This window comes from Flavobacterium terrae (assembly GCF_900142035.1).
Taxonomy (GTDB): Bacteria; Bacteroidota; Bacteroidia; order Flavobacteriales; family Flavobacteriaceae; genus Flavobacterium; species Flavobacterium terrae.
The window spans coordinates 131,533-148,042 of the sequence record NZ_FQZI01000005.1; the positions used below are offsets into that span (position 1 = coordinate 131,533).

At 31.7% G+C, this 16,510-nt stretch carries 15 protein-coding genes; 13 read left to right on the forward strand and 2 right to left on the reverse strand.

Annotated elements, in window-relative coordinates; translation table 11 throughout:
* The first annotated feature begins 159 nt into the window (after positions 1-159).
* From BUC09_RS12525 to uvrB, 11 genes are all read left to right on the forward strand, one after another.
* Positions 160-2,382 (forward strand): NADP-dependent isocitrate dehydrogenase, encoded by a 2,223-nt coding sequence (locus BUC09_RS12525; RefSeq protein ID WP_073311942.1) that lies wholly within the window; start codon positions 160-162, stop codon positions 2,380-2,382.
* A gap of 115 nt (positions 2,383-2,497) precedes the next feature.
* Positions 2,498-4,882: a TonB-dependent receptor gene (locus BUC09_RS12530; RefSeq protein ID WP_073311943.1), complete on the forward strand. Its 2,385-nt coding sequence runs from the start codon at positions 2,498-2,500 to the stop codon at positions 4,880-4,882.
* Positions 4,883-4,885: 3 nt separating this feature from the next.
* The gene (locus tag BUC09_RS12535; RefSeq protein ID WP_073311944.1) at positions 4,886-5,716 is read left to right on the forward strand and encodes a DUF4249 domain-containing protein; all 831 of its coding nucleotides are present in this window, start codon (positions 4,886-4,888) and stop codon (positions 5,714-5,716) included.
* 44 nt (positions 5,717-5,760) lie between these two features.
* Positions 5,761-6,429 carry a thiamine diphosphokinase gene (locus BUC09_RS12540; RefSeq protein ID WP_073311945.1) on the forward strand — a complete coding sequence of 223 codons (669 nt, stop codon included), beginning with the start codon at positions 5,761-5,763 and terminating at the stop codon, positions 6,427-6,429.
* Entirely contained in the window at positions 6,426-6,851 is a 426-nt protein-coding gene (locus tag BUC09_RS12545; protein WP_073311946.1) for a thioredoxin family protein, read from the forward strand. Before BUC09_RS12540 ends, BUC09_RS12545 begins: the two co-directional genes overlap by 4 nt.
* A complete protein-coding gene (locus tag BUC09_RS12550) occupies positions 6,851-7,771 on the forward strand; it encodes an FAD:protein FMN transferase (RefSeq protein ID WP_317041205.1) in 921 nt (306 codons plus the stop codon). Before BUC09_RS12545 ends, BUC09_RS12550 begins: the two co-directional genes overlap by 1 nt.
* A gap of 5 nt (positions 7,772-7,776) precedes the next feature.
* Entirely contained in the window at positions 7,777-7,980 is a 204-nt protein-coding gene (locus BUC09_RS12555; RefSeq protein WP_073311948.1) for a DUF4266 domain-containing protein, read from the forward strand.
* 12 nt (positions 7,981-7,992) lie between these two features.
* The gene (locus tag BUC09_RS12560) at positions 7,993-9,201 is read left to right on the forward strand and encodes a DUF3570 domain-containing protein (protein ID WP_073311949.1); all 1,209 of its coding nucleotides are present in this window, start codon (positions 7,993-7,995) and stop codon (positions 9,199-9,201) included.
* A gap of 94 nt (positions 9,202-9,295) precedes the next feature.
* The gene (locus tag BUC09_RS12565; RefSeq protein ID WP_200778494.1) at positions 9,296-10,594 is read left to right on the forward strand and encodes a DUF389 domain-containing protein; all 1,299 of its coding nucleotides are present in this window, start codon (positions 9,296-9,298) and stop codon (positions 10,592-10,594) included.
* Between the two features lie 163 nt (positions 10,595-10,757).
* Complete coding sequence (locus BUC09_RS12570) at positions 10,758-11,687, forward strand: alpha/beta fold hydrolase (protein ID WP_073311951.1); 930 nt, start codon at positions 10,758-10,760, stop codon at positions 11,685-11,687.
* A 99-nt stretch (positions 11,688-11,786) separates the two neighbouring features.
* Positions 11,787-13,775, forward strand: coding sequence for an excinuclease ABC subunit UvrB (gene uvrB / locus BUC09_RS12575; RefSeq protein ID WP_073311952.1), 1,989 nt, complete (start codon positions 11,787-11,789; stop codon positions 13,773-13,775).
* Here the strand turns inward: uvrB and BUC09_RS12580 are convergent.
* Positions 13,772-14,173, reverse strand: coding sequence for a tellurite resistance TerB family protein (locus BUC09_RS12580; RefSeq protein ID WP_073311953.1), 402 nt, complete (start codon positions 14,171-14,173; stop codon positions 13,772-13,774). The genes uvrB and BUC09_RS12580 overlap by 4 nt on opposite strands.
* Before the next feature lie 49 nt (positions 14,174-14,222).
* On the opposite strand from BUC09_RS12580, the gene BUC09_RS12585 reads away from it, so the two are divergent.
* Both BUC09_RS12585 and BUC09_RS12590 read left to right on the forward strand, forming a co-directional pair.
* A complete protein-coding gene (locus BUC09_RS12585; RefSeq protein ID WP_073311954.1) occupies positions 14,223-15,023 on the forward strand; it encodes an alpha/beta hydrolase in 801 nt (266 codons plus the stop codon).
* Between the two features lie 6 nt (positions 15,024-15,029).
* On the forward strand, positions 15,030-15,467 hold the full coding sequence (locus tag BUC09_RS12590; RefSeq protein ID WP_073311955.1) for a DUF1456 family protein: 438 nt from the start codon (positions 15,030-15,032) through the stop codon (positions 15,465-15,467).
* A 71-nt stretch (positions 15,468-15,538) separates the two neighbouring features.
* On the opposite strand, the gene BUC09_RS12595 is transcribed toward BUC09_RS12590, so the two are convergent.
* Positions 15,539-16,504: a C1 family peptidase gene (locus BUC09_RS12595; protein WP_073311956.1), complete on the reverse strand. Its 966-nt coding sequence runs from the start codon at positions 16,502-16,504 to the stop codon at positions 15,539-15,541.
* Positions 16,505-16,510 lie beyond the last annotated feature (6 nt).

The window sequence follows — 16,510 nt, forward strand, 5'->3', positions numbered from 1 at the left end:
ATTCCTCATTACAACTTTGTCAAAAAAATCAATCTTGCAAAACGGTCTTTTACAATTTCTTTTTCATCATTTTCAGACTGATTTTCTTATATTTGCAATGCTTCAAAAAAAAGCAATTGTTTTTAAAACATCAATTTATTCATACGAAAAAAGATAACGATGAGTCAAAAATCAAAAATTCATTACACACTTACAGATGAAGCGCCAATGCTGGCAACACATTCATTTTTACCAATAGTACAAGCTTTTACTGCTCCGGCAAACATAGATATAGAACTTAGAGACATCTCTTTAGCAGGGCGTATCCTAGCGAATTTCCCTGAATTTTTAAAAGAAGATCAAAAAATACCAGATGCGTTAACCGAATTAGGGAACTTAGCAACAACTCCAGAAGCTAACATTATAAAATTACCTAATATCTCTGCTTCAATTGTTCAATTAAAAGAAGCTATTGCCGAATTACAATCTCATGGTTTTGCAGTTCCTAACTTTCCTGAAGAGCCACAAAACGAAGACGAAAAAAACATCAAAGCTAAATATTCAAGAGTATTAGGTTCTGCCGTAAATCCGGTTTTACGTGAAGGAAATTCTGATCGTCGCGCTCCAAAAGCAGTAAAAAACTACGCAAAAGAAAACCCGCACAAAATGGGTACTTGGGCTTCAGACAGTAAAACTTCTGTTGCTCATATGAATACTGGTGATTTCTACGGAACAGAAAACTCAACAACAGTAGAAAAAGAAAGCAAATTCAGAATTGTTTTTACTAGCAATGATGGAACAACAAAAGTGTTTAAAGATTTTTCAAACTTAAAAGCTGGTGAAGTTATTGACTCATCTGTAATGAGCCTATCATCACTAAAATCTTTTGTAAAAGAAGCTATTGCTGAAGCTAAAGAAAAAAACGTATTGCTTTCTGCCCACTTGAAAGCTACTATGATGAAGGTTTCTGATCCAATTATTTTTGGAGCAATTGTTGAGACTTTCTTTTTAGATGTTTTCACTAAATATTCAGATTTATTCAAATCTTTAGATATCAATCCAAATAATGGATTACAAGACTTATACGAAAAATTATCAGGAAACGCTCAAGAAGCTGAAGTTAAAGCTGCAATTAATGCTGTTTTAGCTAACGGACCAAGAGTTGCAATGGTAAACTCTGACAAAGGTATCACAAACTTCCATGTTTCTTCAGATGTGATTGTTGATGCTTCTATGGCAGCTTTAGCTAGAAATGGTGGTAAAATGTGGAATACTGAAGGTAAAGAAGAAGATACTGTTTGTATTATTCCAGATCGCACCTATGCTGGTTTCTACCAAGCGGTTGTTGACGATATGATTGCAAATGGAGCATTAGACCCTAAAACAATGGGAACAGTACCGAATGTAGGTTTAATGGCTCAAAAAGCTGAAGAATATGGCTCACATGATAAGACTTTCCAAGTCTCAGCTGCTGGAACTGTAAAAATTGAAGATGAAAACGGCACAGTCTTATTATCTCAAAAAGTAGAAGCAGGTGACATTTTCAGAATGTGTCAAACAAAAGACGCTCCTATTCAAGACTGGGTAAAACTAGCAGTTACTAGAGCTCGTTTATCAGATACTCCTGCTATTTTTTGGTTAGACAAAGGTCGTGCTCATGACAGAGAAATGATTAAAAAAGTAGAGAAATATTTAAAAGATTACGACACAACTGGTCTTGACATTCGTATTATGGATGTAAAAGATGCAATGACAGAAACTTTAAAAAGAATTAGAGAAGGAAAAGACACTATCTCAGTTTCTGGAAACGTATTACGTGATTATTTAACAGATTTATTCCCAATCCTAGAATTAGGGACTTCTGCTAAAATGTTATCTATTGTTCCTTTAATGAACGGTGGTGGTTTATTTGAAACTGGCGCTGGAGGTTCTGCTCCTAAACACGTTGAACAATTTGTTGAAGAAGGTTATTTACGTTGGGATTCATTAGGTGAATTTTTAGCATTACAAGCCTCTTTAGAGCATTTAGCACAAACACAAAATAATCCTAAAGCTCAAATATTAGCTGATACTTTAGACGAGGCTAACGCTAAATTTTTAGCAAATGACAAATCTCCAGCCCGTAAAGTAGGCCAAATAGACAATAGAGGCTCACACTTCTACTTAGCTTTATATTGGGCGCAAGCTTTAGCGAATCAAACTAAAGATGCTGAGTTACAAACTAAATTTGCTCCAATAGCTGAAGAAATGACAGCAAATGAAGTAAAAATTGACGCTGAATTAATTGGAGCACAAGGAAAGCCTCAAAATATTGGAGGTTATTACCATCCATCTGAAAGTGCTACAGAAATTGCAATGAGACCGAGCAGCACTTTTAATTCTATTTTATCTAAATTGAATTAATTATTTTATAAAAAATAAAAAAGGCAGCCTTTGGCTGCCTTTTTTATTAACCCTATTTTAACAAATGTTTTTGTAAGAAATTCGGATATTTGTACAACATCTTCAATAAAATAAAATGTCCACATTTCAAAAAATAAGTCTTCTATTCATCCTTATCCTAGGAACATTTAATGGCTTTTCACAAGAAAAATTTACTTTGAGTGGTATAATAACCGACTCAAAAAGTAACGAAACACTTATTGGGGTATCTGTCTACATTAATGAAGCAAAGACATCTGTTTTAACCAATGAATATGGCTTTTATTCTATAACACTTCCTTATGGAAATTATAATATCTCAGTAGATTATTCTGGATTTATAACTATCAATGAAAAAATTAGTTTAACCGAAAACGTTAATAAAAATTTTGCGTTAATCGAAGAAAACAGGAATGTAAAACAACTAGAAGAAGTTACTATTGTTCAAAAAAATATTGCGAACATTAGGAAACCAGAAATGAGTGTAAACAAACTCAGCATTCAAACCATAAAAAAAATGCCTGTTGTATTGGGTGAAGTAGATGTTATAAAGTCACTTCTTTTCCTACCGGGAGTTACAAATGCTGGTGAAGGTCAATCAGGATTTAATGTTCGTGGTGGTGGTGCTGATCAAAACTTAGTATTACTTGACGAAGCAACAATTTACAACACTTCACATTTATTTGGGTTATTCTCTGTATTTAACCCTGACGCAATTAAAGATTTAAAATTATATAAAGGAGGAATTCCATCAAAATTTGGTGGTAGAGCATCTTCGGTATTAGACATTTACCAAAAAGATGGAAATAGCAATAACTTTAGTGTTAATGGAGGAGTTGGAGTTGTTTCGACTAGAATTTTGGCCGAAGGCCCAATTGTTAAAGAAAAAGGCTCTTTCCTTATTGGTGGTAGAGCTTCTTATGCCCATTTGTTCTTAAAACTGACTGACAATCAAAACTCGGCTTATTTTTACGATTTGAATACTAAAATGAACTATAAGCTTAATAAAAACAATAATATTTACCTTTCTGGATATTTTGGTAGAGATGTTTTTACTTTGAGCGACAGCTTTACCAACACTTATGGAAATTCAACATTTAATTTACGTTGGAATCATCTTTTTTCTGATAAATTATTTTCAAACCTATCAGTTATTTATAGCAATTACTATTATGGCTTAGTTTTAGACTTTGTTGATTTTAATTGGGAATCAGGAATTGAAAGTTATAATTTCAAATATGATTTTAAACATTATCTTTCTGATAAATTGAAACTTAGCTACGGTGTTAATTCTATTTATTACAAGTTTAATCCTGGAACAATAGAACCTTTAAGCGAAAATTCATCAATTAATTACAGACAATTAGATAGAAAATATGCGTTTGAACCTGCTGTTTATCTAGATGCAGAACAAAAACTATCAAAAATATTCTCGATAAATTATGGCTTACGTTATAGTTTATTTTATCGTTTAGGAGAATCTACTATCAACTATTATGAGAATAACCAACCTGTAGTTTATGATGCCGATTTAAAAGTTTATGACAAAGCAAAACCAATTTCAACGCAATACTTTGGTAAAAACAAAAAAATAGCCAACTACAGTAATTTTGAACCTAGAATTTCATTAGCCATGGAGATCGATGAAAATCAATCTGTTAAAGTTAGTTATAATCGAATGGTGCAATACTTACAACTGATTTCAAACACAGCATCTCCCACTCCTCTTGATGTTTGGACTCCTAGTGATAATTATATAAAACCACAGCTGGCAGATCAAGTCGCTGTTGGATATTTCAAAAACTTCAATGATGACAATTACACACTCGAACTTGAGAGTTTTTATAAAACAGTTAAAAACAGACTAGACTATATTGATGGTGCTGATTTAATAGCAAATGAAGCCATTGAACAAGTAATCCTAAATGGCGAGATGAGATCACATGGTTTAGAAGTTCTTGTTAGAAAAAACACAGGAGATTTTAGCGGTTGGATTGCCTATACTTTATCAAAATCAGAACAAAGAACACCCGGAAGAACTCCAGAAGAAATTGGTATAAACAATGGGCAATGGTACCGTTCTGCCTATGACAAAAGACATAATGTAGCCGTTACAGCAAGTTACAAACTGAACAAGCGTTTGAGCTTTGCAGCAAATTTTACTCTTCAATCAGGACAACCTGTTACTTTTCCAAAATCATATTATACTTTTCAAGGCGCAACTGTTCCAAGCTATGGGTTACGTAATGAAAATAGGCTTCCAACCTATCATCATCTTGATATTGCTGCAACACTTACAACCAAACAAAAAAGAGAAAAGAAATTTAAAAGCGAATGGGTTTTCAGTATTTACAATTTATACAATAGAAAAAATGCTGCCTCAATTAGTTTTGGCAAAAACAATGAAACAGGGGTTAATGAAGCCACCCGACTTTCAATTTTTGGCATAATCCCATCAGTATCCTACAATTTTAAATATTAAATCATGAAAAGATACATTCAATATATACTACTATTATTACTTACATTTTCGCAATTGAGTTGTGAAGACACAATAAATGTTGATTTAAATAACGAAGACCCAAAATTAGTAATTGATGCTGTTCTAAAATGGCCTAAAGGAACTAATGGAGAAAATCAAACTATTAAACTTACTAAAACCAGTGATTTTTACAATAATGAAGTACCGCCAGCTTCTGGTGCTATAGTAACAGTTACCAATAGTAGCAATGTAGTTTTTAACTTTATTGAAGATGCAAATACTGGGATTTATAATTGTACTAATTTTGTACCTGTAATTAATGAATTATACACTCTACACATAACTTACGAAGGACAAACCTATACAGCAACCGATAAACTATATGCTACTCCTGCAATTCAATACGTAGAACAAACTAATCTTCCTCCAATTGGCGGAGGAGAAGAAATAGTTCAAATCAAATTCTTCTTCCAAGACAATGGCTCAGAAGATAATTTTTATTTGGTTGGAGCTCAAAATCCTAATTATGTAACTCCTGATTATGGTGTTATAAGTGATGAATTTTTTCAAGGAAATGTAATGTTTGGTTTCTATGCAAACGACAACCTTAAACCTGGACAAAATTTAAAACTATATTTACAAGGAGTCTCAAATCCTTATTACAATTACATGAACAAATTAATTGCAATAAGCGGAACAAATAACGGAAATCCTTTTGCAACACCTCCAGCAACATTAAGGGGAAATATTACAAATCAAACCAACAAAGATAATTATCCCTTAGGATATTTTAGTTTGGGAGAAACTGACAGTAGAGATTATTTGATTCAATAAGACCATAAATTCTCATACATTTGTATTTTATATACTCATCTTAAATGTCATCACATCATATTGTTCGAGACGATCAGGAGCCTGCTCTAATTATTGCTAATGGTGCCGAATGTTCTCAAGAATTATTAGGTCAATTATTAGAATGGTCTCCTTATGTGGTTGTCCTTGATTCGGCCATAGAAAGAGTTTTTAATTTAGGAATAAAAGTAGATGTACTTTTAGGAGATTTTGATCGTGGATTTGATCCAGAATACTTTAAAGAACAACAATATCCTTTAGACATTGTCTATGCTCCAGATCAAAATAAAACAGATTTAGAAAAAGCTTTCGAATTTCTTATAGAAAAAGGTCATAAAGCTGTAAATGTTGTCTGGGCAACTGGAAAAAGAGCTGATCATACTATAACCAACATAACAAATATCATTCGTTATAAAGACCAATTAAAAATTGTAATTATTGATGACCATTCTAAAATTTTTTTACTTCCAAAAAAATTCGAAAAATGGTATACTAAGGACAGTATTATTTCCTTAATCCCAATTGGAGAAGTCACAGGTATACATTCAAAAAATTTGTTTTATCCGCTAGAAAATGATACCTTAACCATAGGTTTTAGAACTGGAAGTAGCAATCATGTGGCTGAAGATGGTATGGTTGTTGTAAGTTATGAAACTGGTAATTTATTATTAATTGAATCTTTTGACCAAATATGAAAAATCTATTTAAAATTTTAATCCTACTTGCTACATTTTCTGTAAGCGCACAAGAAAAACTAACTTTTGATCAATCCCTTACAAAAGCTCAAAACGAGCATAAAAATGTTTTTTTATTCTTTTCGGGTTCAGACTGGTGTGCGCCATGTGTAAAATTTAAAAAATTCTATGTCGACACTGAGCAATTTAAAACCTTCAGTGATGAAAAACTGGTAGTTTACAATGCAGATTTTCCTCGTCAAAAGAAAAATCAGCTTGCAAAAGAAATAGCTGCCGAAAATGGAAAATTAGCTGACAAATACAATTCTAAAGGACAATTCCCTATGATTTTATTATTAAATGACAAAGGAGAGGTTATCAAAAAATGGGAACAACTTCCAAGTGAAACTTTAGAGCAGTTTATCGAAAAACTTAAATCTTAATGCTTTTAAAAAAGGTTGAAAAATTAATGGGAAATCGATTTGAGATTTCAGTAATTGGACCTGATGAAAATTGGTGTACCAATAAAATTAATTTAGCAATAGAAGAAATAAGACGCATTGAAAGATTATTAACTACTTTTTCAAACGAAAGCATAACGTATCAGATTAATGAAAATGCAGGAATAAAACCAATTGAAGTTCCTGACGAAGTTTTTAATCTAATACAGCGTTGCCAAATGATTTCTCAAATGACTCAAGGAGCTTTCGATATTAGCTACGGAGGATTAGATAAAAAATTCTGGAATTTTGACACAAAAATGACATCACTTCCAGATCCAGAGTTAGCTAAAAAATCGGTTGAGTTAATCAATTACAAAAACATAATTCTGGATAGCGAAACAAAAACTGTTTTTCTGAAAAAAGCAGGTATGCGTATTGGTTTTGGAGGTATTGGAAAAGGATACGCCGCCGAAATGGCTAAAAAAATTCTTAAAGAAAATGAAGTAAAAAGCGGTATTGTAAATGCTTCAGGAGACTTATCAGCATGGGGCCATCAAGAAAATGGTAATCCATGGACAATTGGTGTTGCAGACCCTAACCATCGTAACGAAATTTTTTCTACATTTAATATCACAAATACGGCAGTAGCTACATCAGGTAATTATGAAAAATTTGTAATGATTGGTAATAAAAAATATTCCCACACTATAGACCCAAAAACGGGTTTCCCGGTTAGAGGAATAAAAAGTGTTACTATCATTGCTCAAAATGCAGAAATTGCAGATGCATTAGCTACACCTGTAACAGTCATGGGAATTGAAGTTGGGATGGATTTTATAAATCAACTTAAAAATATTGGCTGCATAATTATTGACGATAACGATAAAAAATATTTTTCAAAAAATATCAACCTAACCTAAACACTATGAAACCTATAATATGCCTTCTGTTTTTACTTGGTGTCAGTTGCACATCTGTAAAAGAGTATGAAAAATCAAAAATAAACGATGCCGAAATGGCGCTTTCATCAAAAAAATCTGAAAAGTTCGAAAATACTTTTGAGTTATATCGTGAAGCGAGTTCTGGTGCTAATGGAGGTAAAACAGGTGGTGGCTGCGGCTGTAATTAATTTATATTTTTTATGAAAAAAAGAGTCATTACAGCTTCTCTGCTTGCTTTTATTTTTGGAAACTTAAAAGCACAAGAAACAGTTCAAGATAGTTCAGCTTATAAAAAGCAAAAGTTAAAAATTGAAGAAGTAAATTTTATTTCTAGTTATTATTCACAAGACGGAAATAACTCGGCAGTCACTGGGGGGTTAGGTACAGAAAAATTAACAGATATTGCGACAACTATTGATGTTCATGTTTCTAAGTACGATAAGAACAACAACAAACATAGTCTTGTAGCAGAAATAGGTGTAGACAGTTACACATCAGCATCTTCAGACAAAATTGACCCTAATACTGTAACCTCTGCATCTTATCAAGATGTGAGAGTGTATCCGTCATTTAATTATGCTTTTGATAACGAAGAAAAAAACTATAGCTTAAATGCTGGAATTTCTGGTTCTGCAGAATTTGATTATACATCGTTTGGTTTTAATGCAGGATTTACAAAACTCTCAAAGGATAAAAACAGAGAATTCTCGGTCAAAGGAATGGCATTTTTCGATACTTGGAAAGTAATTTTGCCTATTGAACTAAGGAATAACCCCTCTGACAATGATGCCAAACACTTAGATAGTAAACCTAGAACATCGTATAATTTAGGCTTGGCGTTTTCACAAGTAGTCAATAAAAACTTTCAAACATCATTTTTATTAGATTTAGGTTATCAACAAGGACTTTTGGCAACAAAATTCAATCGTGTATATTTCATGGAAGACCCTTCAATTGTAAAATCTGAAAAACTTCCTGACACAAGAATTAAAATTCCTTTTGGAGTTCGTGCAAACTATTTTCTTGGAGACAATATAGTTTTAAGAAGTTATTACAGATATTATTGGGACGACTGGGGAATTAATTCTCACACAATAAGTTTAGAACCAAGTTATAAGATAACTCCTTTTACTTCAATATCGATACCTTATCGTTTTTATACACAAACAGCAGCTGATTATTTCAAACCTTTTCAAAAGCATAGTGTTTTAGACGAATTGTATACTAGTGATTATGATTTATCTAAGTTTAATAGCCATATGATAGGTGCAAGCTATAGAGTTCTGGATTCAGGAAATGGAATTTTTCATATAAAAAGAATTAATTCATTAGAATTGAGATACGGCTTTTACACTCGAGACAATGGTCTTGACTCCCATATAATTACATTAGCTTTACGTTTTAAATAATTTAGGGCTGATTAAACTTTAAAAATAAGACTTTTAAAAGTCTTATTTTTTTTATAATTTACTTTTTGTTGTAATACTTAATTAACGAATGAATATGAAAAATCTATTTGAATACTTGAACTTAGAAAAAGAACTAGATGATTTTGATATAATTCATGAAAAAGTTGAAAAAGATATTACCTTCAAAGGAACAAATCTTTGGATCTTAGTTTTTGCCATTTTTGTAGCATCAATAGGGTTAAACACAAACTCCACTGCAGTTATAATTGGTGCCATGTTAATATCTCCTTTAATGGGACCAATAAACGGTATGGGATATAGCGTTGCAACCTATGATTTTCCTTTGTTTAAAATGGCGCTTAAAAACTTTGGCTTTGCAGTATTAGCAAGTTTGATTGCTTCTTCTTTATATTTTACAATAAGCCCTTTATCAACAGCACATTCGGAATTATTAGCAAGAACGAGTCCAACAATCTATGATGTTTTAATTGCTTTTTTTGGTGGTTTAGCCGGAATAGTAGCAATTAGTAGCAAACAAAAAGGGAACATCTTACCTGGCGTAGCAATTGCAACAGCCTTAATGCCTCCTTTATGTACCGCAGGTTATGGATTAGCTACAGGAAATCTTAACTATTTTTTTGGAGCATTTTATTTATTTACAATTAACACTGTTTTCATAGCCCTTTCTTCTGCTTTAGTTTGCCAATTTTTAAAATTTCCTATTCGTGCACAAATTGATGAAAAGAAGAAAAGACGTGTAAATCAAATATTGTCACTAATAATTTTTGTAACAATTGTACCAAGTATTTATTTTGGTTATGGATTAGTGCAAAATGAAAAATTCACTGAAAACTCTAAAAAATTCATAGAAACTATTTCTGTATTTGAAGATAATTACCTTTTAAAAAACAGTATTGATCCCTCAAAAAAAACAATAACTTTAGGTTTTGCAGGTAATATCTTAAATCAAGATTATAAAAATAAAATTTATGCTAAAGCCAAAGATTTTGGCATATCTAAAGAAAACATTATATTTCAAAAAGCACTTACTTTCGGAAAAGAAAACATTTTGTCTAAATCAGAAAATCTACAAACTGAGGTTAACAAACTACAAGCACATATACAAAAGGAAATTAGAAAAAATGACAGTATAAACAATATTGGCAAACAATTACTTAAAGAGATAAATACTTTATATCCAGAATTTGAAGAATGTTCATTTTCAAAAACAAAGAATTACACATTAAATGACAGTATAACATCAATAAACTTAATATCACTAAGCAGTAATAAAATCATTGATATAAAAGAAAAAGAAAAAATTAAAGCTTGGTTGTCTTCAAGGCTAAAAAACAAAGACATAAAAGTATTTTTCGAAGAAAATAACAAATAATTAATACCTCAAAATTTCATACAAATTTTAGAATACTATAAATACAATTTTTAAAAGGCAATTAATTTTCAAGATTGAAATTATAATACATTTTTCTAAAATAGTATTACAATATATTTTAGACCCCTAAGTAATTTTAAAACACTATAAAAACAATTGTTTTATGATAAAATTACTATTAAAAATAAGTTTATGTTTTTTATTTATAAACTGCGCAACTATTCGTGAAAAAGAATATGTTTTCAAAAGTAAGAACCATAAAAAGGCATATATAAAAAGCTATAATAAATCCTTAAAACTTTGGAATGTACCTTATCAGGAAGAAGACATTTCAACAAGTTTTGGTAAAGCGCACATCATTATTACTGGACCAAACAAAGGCACTCCTTTAGTACTACTTCATGGAATGGATGCCACATCAACCATGTGGTTTCCCAACATTGAAGCACTCTCAAAAAAACATCGTGTCTATGCTATAGATTTTATAAATGAAGCAGGAAAATCAAAACCTTTTGAAAAATCTCTCTCTAAAGATGAAATCATAAAATGGTACAATGAAATCTTTGATCATTACAAGCTAGAAAGAATTACTTTAATTGGAGCATCAAAAGGTGGGTGGATAGCCACTTTACTTGCGATTCAAAAAGATGAAAAAATAGAAAAAATAGTATTATTAAGTCCAGCACAAACATTTAAAGGAATTGATCAAGTTGGCAAATCTTCATCTGCTTTGTTTCTAAAATTTTTCCCATCTAGAAAAAAACTAAACAAAACACTAAATGCTTTTTCATTTTATCCTAAAAAAATAAATGCAACATATAAAGAACAGCTTTATTTATCTTATAAACACACAAAATCCAATTCCAGTTTTTTGCAATTACAACCATTTTCAAACGAAGATTTAAAAAAAATAGCCATTCCAGTTTTATTGCTTATTGGAGATAATGATGTTATTAATTCTGAAAATAGTTTAAAAAATGCAGAGGAAAACTTATCTAATTGCAAAGCAGAAATCGTAAAAAATGCTGGTCATTTTTTAAGTATTGACCAAGCAGAAAAAGTAAATGATGCAATCGTTAATTTTATCGAATAATAAAAAAGGATAATTCAATTTTCAGATTTTACTTTGTAACTTTACGCTCCTGCCAAAAAATGGAAAGGTAAAATAACACAAGACACTCCGTTTATTAAAATGAAATTCCAAGTTGTATCTGAATTTGCTCCCATGGGAGACCAACCTCAAGCAATTGAAAAATTAGCTAAAGGAATTCTTAATGGTGAAAAATACCAAACTCTACTTGGTGTTACAGGATCTGGTAAAACATTTACTGTTGCCAATGTGGTTCAAGAGGTTCAAAAACCAACTTTAGTCTTAGCCCATAATAAAACACTTGCGGCACAATTATATTCAGAATTCAAACAGTTTTTTCCAAACAACTCGGTACAGTATTTTGTTTCTTACTATGATTATTACCAACCAGAAGCTTTCATACCAGTTACAGGAACTTATATTGAAAAGGATTTATCAATTAATGATGAACTGGAAAAACTTCGTTTAAGCACCACTTCTGCCCTTTTATCTGGACGCAGAGATATTATTGTAATTTCTTCTGTGTCTTGTTTATATGGTATTGGAAATCCTGTAGAATTTCAAAAAAACGTAGTTTCTATTGAAAGGGACCTAACAATTTCTAGAACCAAGTTTCTACATCGATTAGTACAAAGTTTATATGCTCGTACCGAAGCCGATTTTACACCGGGAACATTTAGAATAAAAGGTGACACAGTAGAAGTTTTCCCAAGTTATGCTGATGAACCTTTCCGTATTCACTTTTTTGGTGATGATATAGAGGAAATTGAAGCTTTTGACGCAAAGACTTCTAAAGTAATTGAGAAGTATGAAAAATTAAATATATATCCTGCCAATATGTTTGTGACTTCTCCAGACGTACTTCAAAATGCTATTTGGGCAATTCAACAGGATTTGGTCAAACAAGTAGATTATTTTAAAGAAATTGGTAAACATCTCGAGGCAAAACGGTTAGAAGAACGCACCAACTTTGACTTAGAAATGATTCGTGAATTAGGCTATTGTTCAGGTATTGAAAACTATTCAAGATATCTGGACGGACGTGATGCTGGTACTCGCCCATTCTGCTTGCTAGATTATTTTCCTGATGATTATTTAATGGTTGTTGATGAGAGTCACGTTACTATCTCGCAAGTTCATGCTATGTATGGTGGTGATAGAAGTCGTAAAGAAAATTTAGTTGAATATGGTTTTAGACTTCCTGCTGCAATGGACAACCGTCCATTAAAGTTTGAAGAATTTGAAGCCTTACAAAATCAAGTAGTGTATGTTTCTGCTACGCCTGCCGATTATGAATTACAAAAATCTGAAGGTATTTATGTAGAACAAGTGATACGTCCTACTGGTTTATTAGATCCAATTATTGAAGTACGACCAAGCGTTAATCAAATTGATGATTTAATTGAAGAAATTCAACAACGTTGTGAAGTGGACGAACGTGTTTTAGTTACTACTTTGACCAAAAGAATGGCTGAAGAATTAACTAAATACCTAACAAAAGTATCTATACGTTGTCGTTATATTCATTCTGATGTAGATACATTGGAACGCGTAGAAATTATGCAAGATTTACGCAAAGGTTTATTTGATGTTTTGATTGGCGTTAATTTACTTCGAGAAGGTCTTGATTTGCCCGAAGTTTCTTTAGTTGCTATTTTAGATGCTGATAAAGAAGGTTTTTTACGCAGTCATCGTTCGTTAACTCAAACTGTTGGACGTGCGGCTCGTAACGTTAATGGTAAGGCTATTATGTATGCTGATAAAATTACAGCATCGATGCAAAAAACTATAGATGAAACCAATTATCGTCGAGAGAAACAAATCAATTTTAATACAAAACACGGATTATCACCCAAAGCTCTAAATAAAAGTTTAGGAAATGCTTTAAGCGGAAATTCTGTTTCTACAAAATATTATGAAAATCAGGTTTTAAAAGCTGCTGAACCCGAAAGTGAATACCTATCTAAACCCGAAATAGAAAAGAAAATTCGCGAAAAACGTAAAGCTATGGAGAAAGCTGCTAAAGACCTAGATTTTATGCAAGCTGCAAAGCTTCGTGATGAAATTAAAATTTTACAGGAAAAAATTTAATTTAACTGTTCGTGAAAAGCACCCAATAGTATTTGTGCATCTACCATTTGATCAGGAGATTTCTCCATCAAATGCAACACTCTTTTCATGGCATTAGGGTTTAGCCCCATGTTGATACCAATTTGATTAATTGCAATTTTTTCTCTTTCATGCAAAAAACCATCGCAATGCATTAACAAAGCCAATCGATAAAAATGTAATATCCTATGAAATTCATCCTTTATCACTTTAAGTTCACTTCTTTTATCAAACAAACTCAAAAATGTTTCTTTATCAATTTGCAATTCTTCTGAAACCATCTTTAAAAAATCATACTCACGATCATGTAATTCTCCATCGATCACAGCAAAAGCAATCATTTCAGACAGTAAACTAATTTTCTCTTCGTATGAATCCATAAAATACTTATTTTTAGCAAAACTATACTTTTTAATGTAAATCTGAAATATGTTGAAGCAAATAATCTTTTTTGTAACTTTTCTCTTCCCATTCCTTAATACTATTTCTCAGGAAAGTACTGCCAGCAAACAAGTTTCTACTTTCTCCATTGAAGCACCGCAACTCAATACCTCAAAAAAAATATGGGTCTATTTACCTAAAAACTACTCTGAATCGAAAAAAAAATATCCTGTTATTTACATGCACGATGCTCAAAATTTGTTTGACAAGTCTACTTCCTTTGCTGGTGAATGGAATATCGATGAGACTCTTGATAGTCTAAATGCTGAAGTAATTGTAGTGGGAATAGAACATGGAAACGAAAAAAGAATCGAAGAGTTAACGCCATTTAAAAATGAAAAATACGGGGGTGGAAATGCTGATAATTATCTAGATTTTCTTGTCAAAACTCTAAAACCTCAAATTGACAAAACCTATAGAACAAATAAAAAAGTAGAAGTAACAACTATTGCTGGAAGTTCATTGGGTGGCTTAGTTTCATATTATGCACTATTAAAATATCCTGATGTTTTTGGAAAAGCAATAATTTTCTCCCCTTCTTTTTGGTTAAGTAACGAAATCTATACTCTAACCGAAAATAGCCCTAAAATAAATACTAAAATGTATTTTTTATGTGGTGATAATGAAGATGAAGCCATGGTTAATGACCTAAATAAAATGACTGATTTATTAAAAAGAAAGGTTAATTCTTTTAGTCAAATTGAAATTCAAGTAATTGAAGGAGGCCAACATAATGAAAAATTATGGCGAGAAGCATTTCCAAAAGCGTACCTTTGGCTTTTAAAATAATAGCATATGAATAACAACGAAATATTCAAAAAACTAAGAGTAGCGCTTCAATTACGTGATGATCAAATTGTAGAAATCATGCAATTAGTAGATTTCAGAATGTCGAAAGGTGAAGTAGGAAATTTTTTCCGTAATGATGATCATCCAAAGTATATGGAATGTGGTGACCAAGTGCTTCGTAATTTTTTGAATGGTTTAGTTATTCATTTAAGAGGCACGAAAGATAATCCTAAAAACCCTACTGAAGTATTAAAGAAAAATCAGGCAGAAGCTAAATCATTTTCAAAAAGCAATCCTAAAACAGACAAACCAAAATCAGACAAGCCTAAAACAGGAAGCTTTAAAAAGAATTTTAATTCTAAATCATCTTCAACTCAAAAAAAAGAGCCAGTTGTTCAGAACGTAAAATTCAAAAATGGTAAAAATAAGACTAATAAAAACTAATTTCTAAGTTTAAATAAAATCAAAAGGGTGTCAATTGACACCCTTTTTTGTAAAAAAAATAACCACTTTATTTATTGAGGTGAATTTGCAGCTGTATTTGGCAAAATACATCCTAACCAATTGAATGCACCTCTAGCAATATTATCATAAGTCACATAAAAGTAGCCACTTCTTCCCCAGCCAGATCCCCAAGAGTTTTGAACTTTAAACTGTCTTGTAGCATCATTGTACCCAACGATACAAACACAGTGTCCTCCTTGTCTTGATCCATAAAGCGAAGACCAAACATAATTATAGTTTCTTGCGTCATAAAAGCTCTGATTTACATCAAAACAAGCAGCTACTGGATAATTTTGACTTAAATAATATTTAATATCATCTACAGACGTAGTATTTACATAAAACCATCCATTCGACTTTCTTCCTGCTGCCCATGTTCTTTGTTGTGTTGTTGGTTGCGTATAACAGCCTCCTGCTACATAAGGCATTTGTGAATTACTACATTGCCCTTGATTTTTAATTAAATTCATTGCGTCATTAGGATATGAGCCTGAGCCACAGTTTGAAATTTTAATCTGATTGTAAACATAAGCAGCACTTCTTGAAGCTCCACCCCAATTACTTTGATGAACAGTATTATTAATATAACGTGTAATTCCGTGAGCAGCATACCCTACACCCCAACCAACACATGACCCTTCTGATCCTTGATCCCCAATTGGTTGAGCAGGTAAATTATAACTTGTAGGTAATACCGTTGTATTTGCAATACTTTTTTGTGAAGCTGTTAAATCTGGACGCAATACAGATAATTGTGCTCTATATTCGTTTGGAGTTGTAAAATCGATAGATTTTAAATACTCAGGAGAAAATTCGGCGCAACCATACCTTCCTGGATCGAGAAGATTGACTTTACCATCCATCAATTTTCCATCTTGTGAGTTATCACTTACATCTTTATCACAAGAAACAAATACTAAAATAGCGAAAAGAAAAAATCCTAACTTTTTAATTGCTGATTTGATTGTTTTTTTCATAAAATA

Coding starts and splice junctions, on each gene's coding strand:
- BUC09_RS12525 (WP_073311942.1), top strand. CDS start 160: ATGAGTCAAAAATCAAAAATTCATTACACACTTACAGATGAAGCGCCA.
- BUC09_RS12530 (WP_073311943.1), top strand. CDS start 2,498: ATGTCCACATTTCAAAAAATAAGTCTTCTATTCATCCTTATCCTAGGA.
- BUC09_RS12535 (WP_073311944.1), top strand. CDS start 4,886: ATGAAAAGATACATTCAATATATACTACTATTATTACTTACATTTTCG.
- BUC09_RS12540 (WP_073311945.1), top strand. CDS start 5,761: ATGTCATCACATCATATTGTTCGAGACGATCAGGAGCCTGCTCTAATT.
- BUC09_RS12545 (WP_073311946.1), top strand. CDS start 6,426: ATGAAAAATCTATTTAAAATTTTAATCCTACTTGCTACATTTTCTGTA.
- BUC09_RS12550 (WP_317041205.1), top strand. CDS start 6,851: ATGCTTTTAAAAAAGGTTGAAAAATTAATGGGAAATCGATTTGAGATT.
- BUC09_RS12555 (WP_073311948.1), top strand. CDS start 7,777: ATGAAACCTATAATATGCCTTCTGTTTTTACTTGGTGTCAGTTGCACA.
- BUC09_RS12560 (WP_073311949.1), top strand. CDS start 7,993: ATGAAAAAAAGAGTCATTACAGCTTCTCTGCTTGCTTTTATTTTTGGA.
- BUC09_RS12565 (WP_200778494.1), top strand. CDS start 9,296: ATGAAAAATCTATTTGAATACTTGAACTTAGAAAAAGAACTAGATGAT.
- BUC09_RS12570 (WP_073311951.1), top strand. CDS start 10,758: ATGATAAAATTACTATTAAAAATAAGTTTATGTTTTTTATTTATAAAC.
- uvrB (WP_073311952.1), top strand. CDS start 11,787: ATGAAATTCCAAGTTGTATCTGAATTTGCTCCCATGGGAGACCAACCT.
- BUC09_RS12580 (WP_073311953.1), bottom strand. CDS start 14,173: ATGGATTCATACGAAGAGAAAATTAGTTTACTGTCTGAAATGATTGCT.
- BUC09_RS12585 (WP_073311954.1), top strand. CDS start 14,223: ATGTTGAAGCAAATAATCTTTTTTGTAACTTTTCTCTTCCCATTCCTT.
- BUC09_RS12590 (WP_073311955.1), top strand. CDS start 15,030: ATGAATAACAACGAAATATTCAAAAAACTAAGAGTAGCGCTTCAATTA.
- BUC09_RS12595 (WP_073311956.1), bottom strand. CDS start 16,504: ATGAAAAAAACAATCAAATCAGCAATTAAAAAGTTAGGATTTTTTCTT.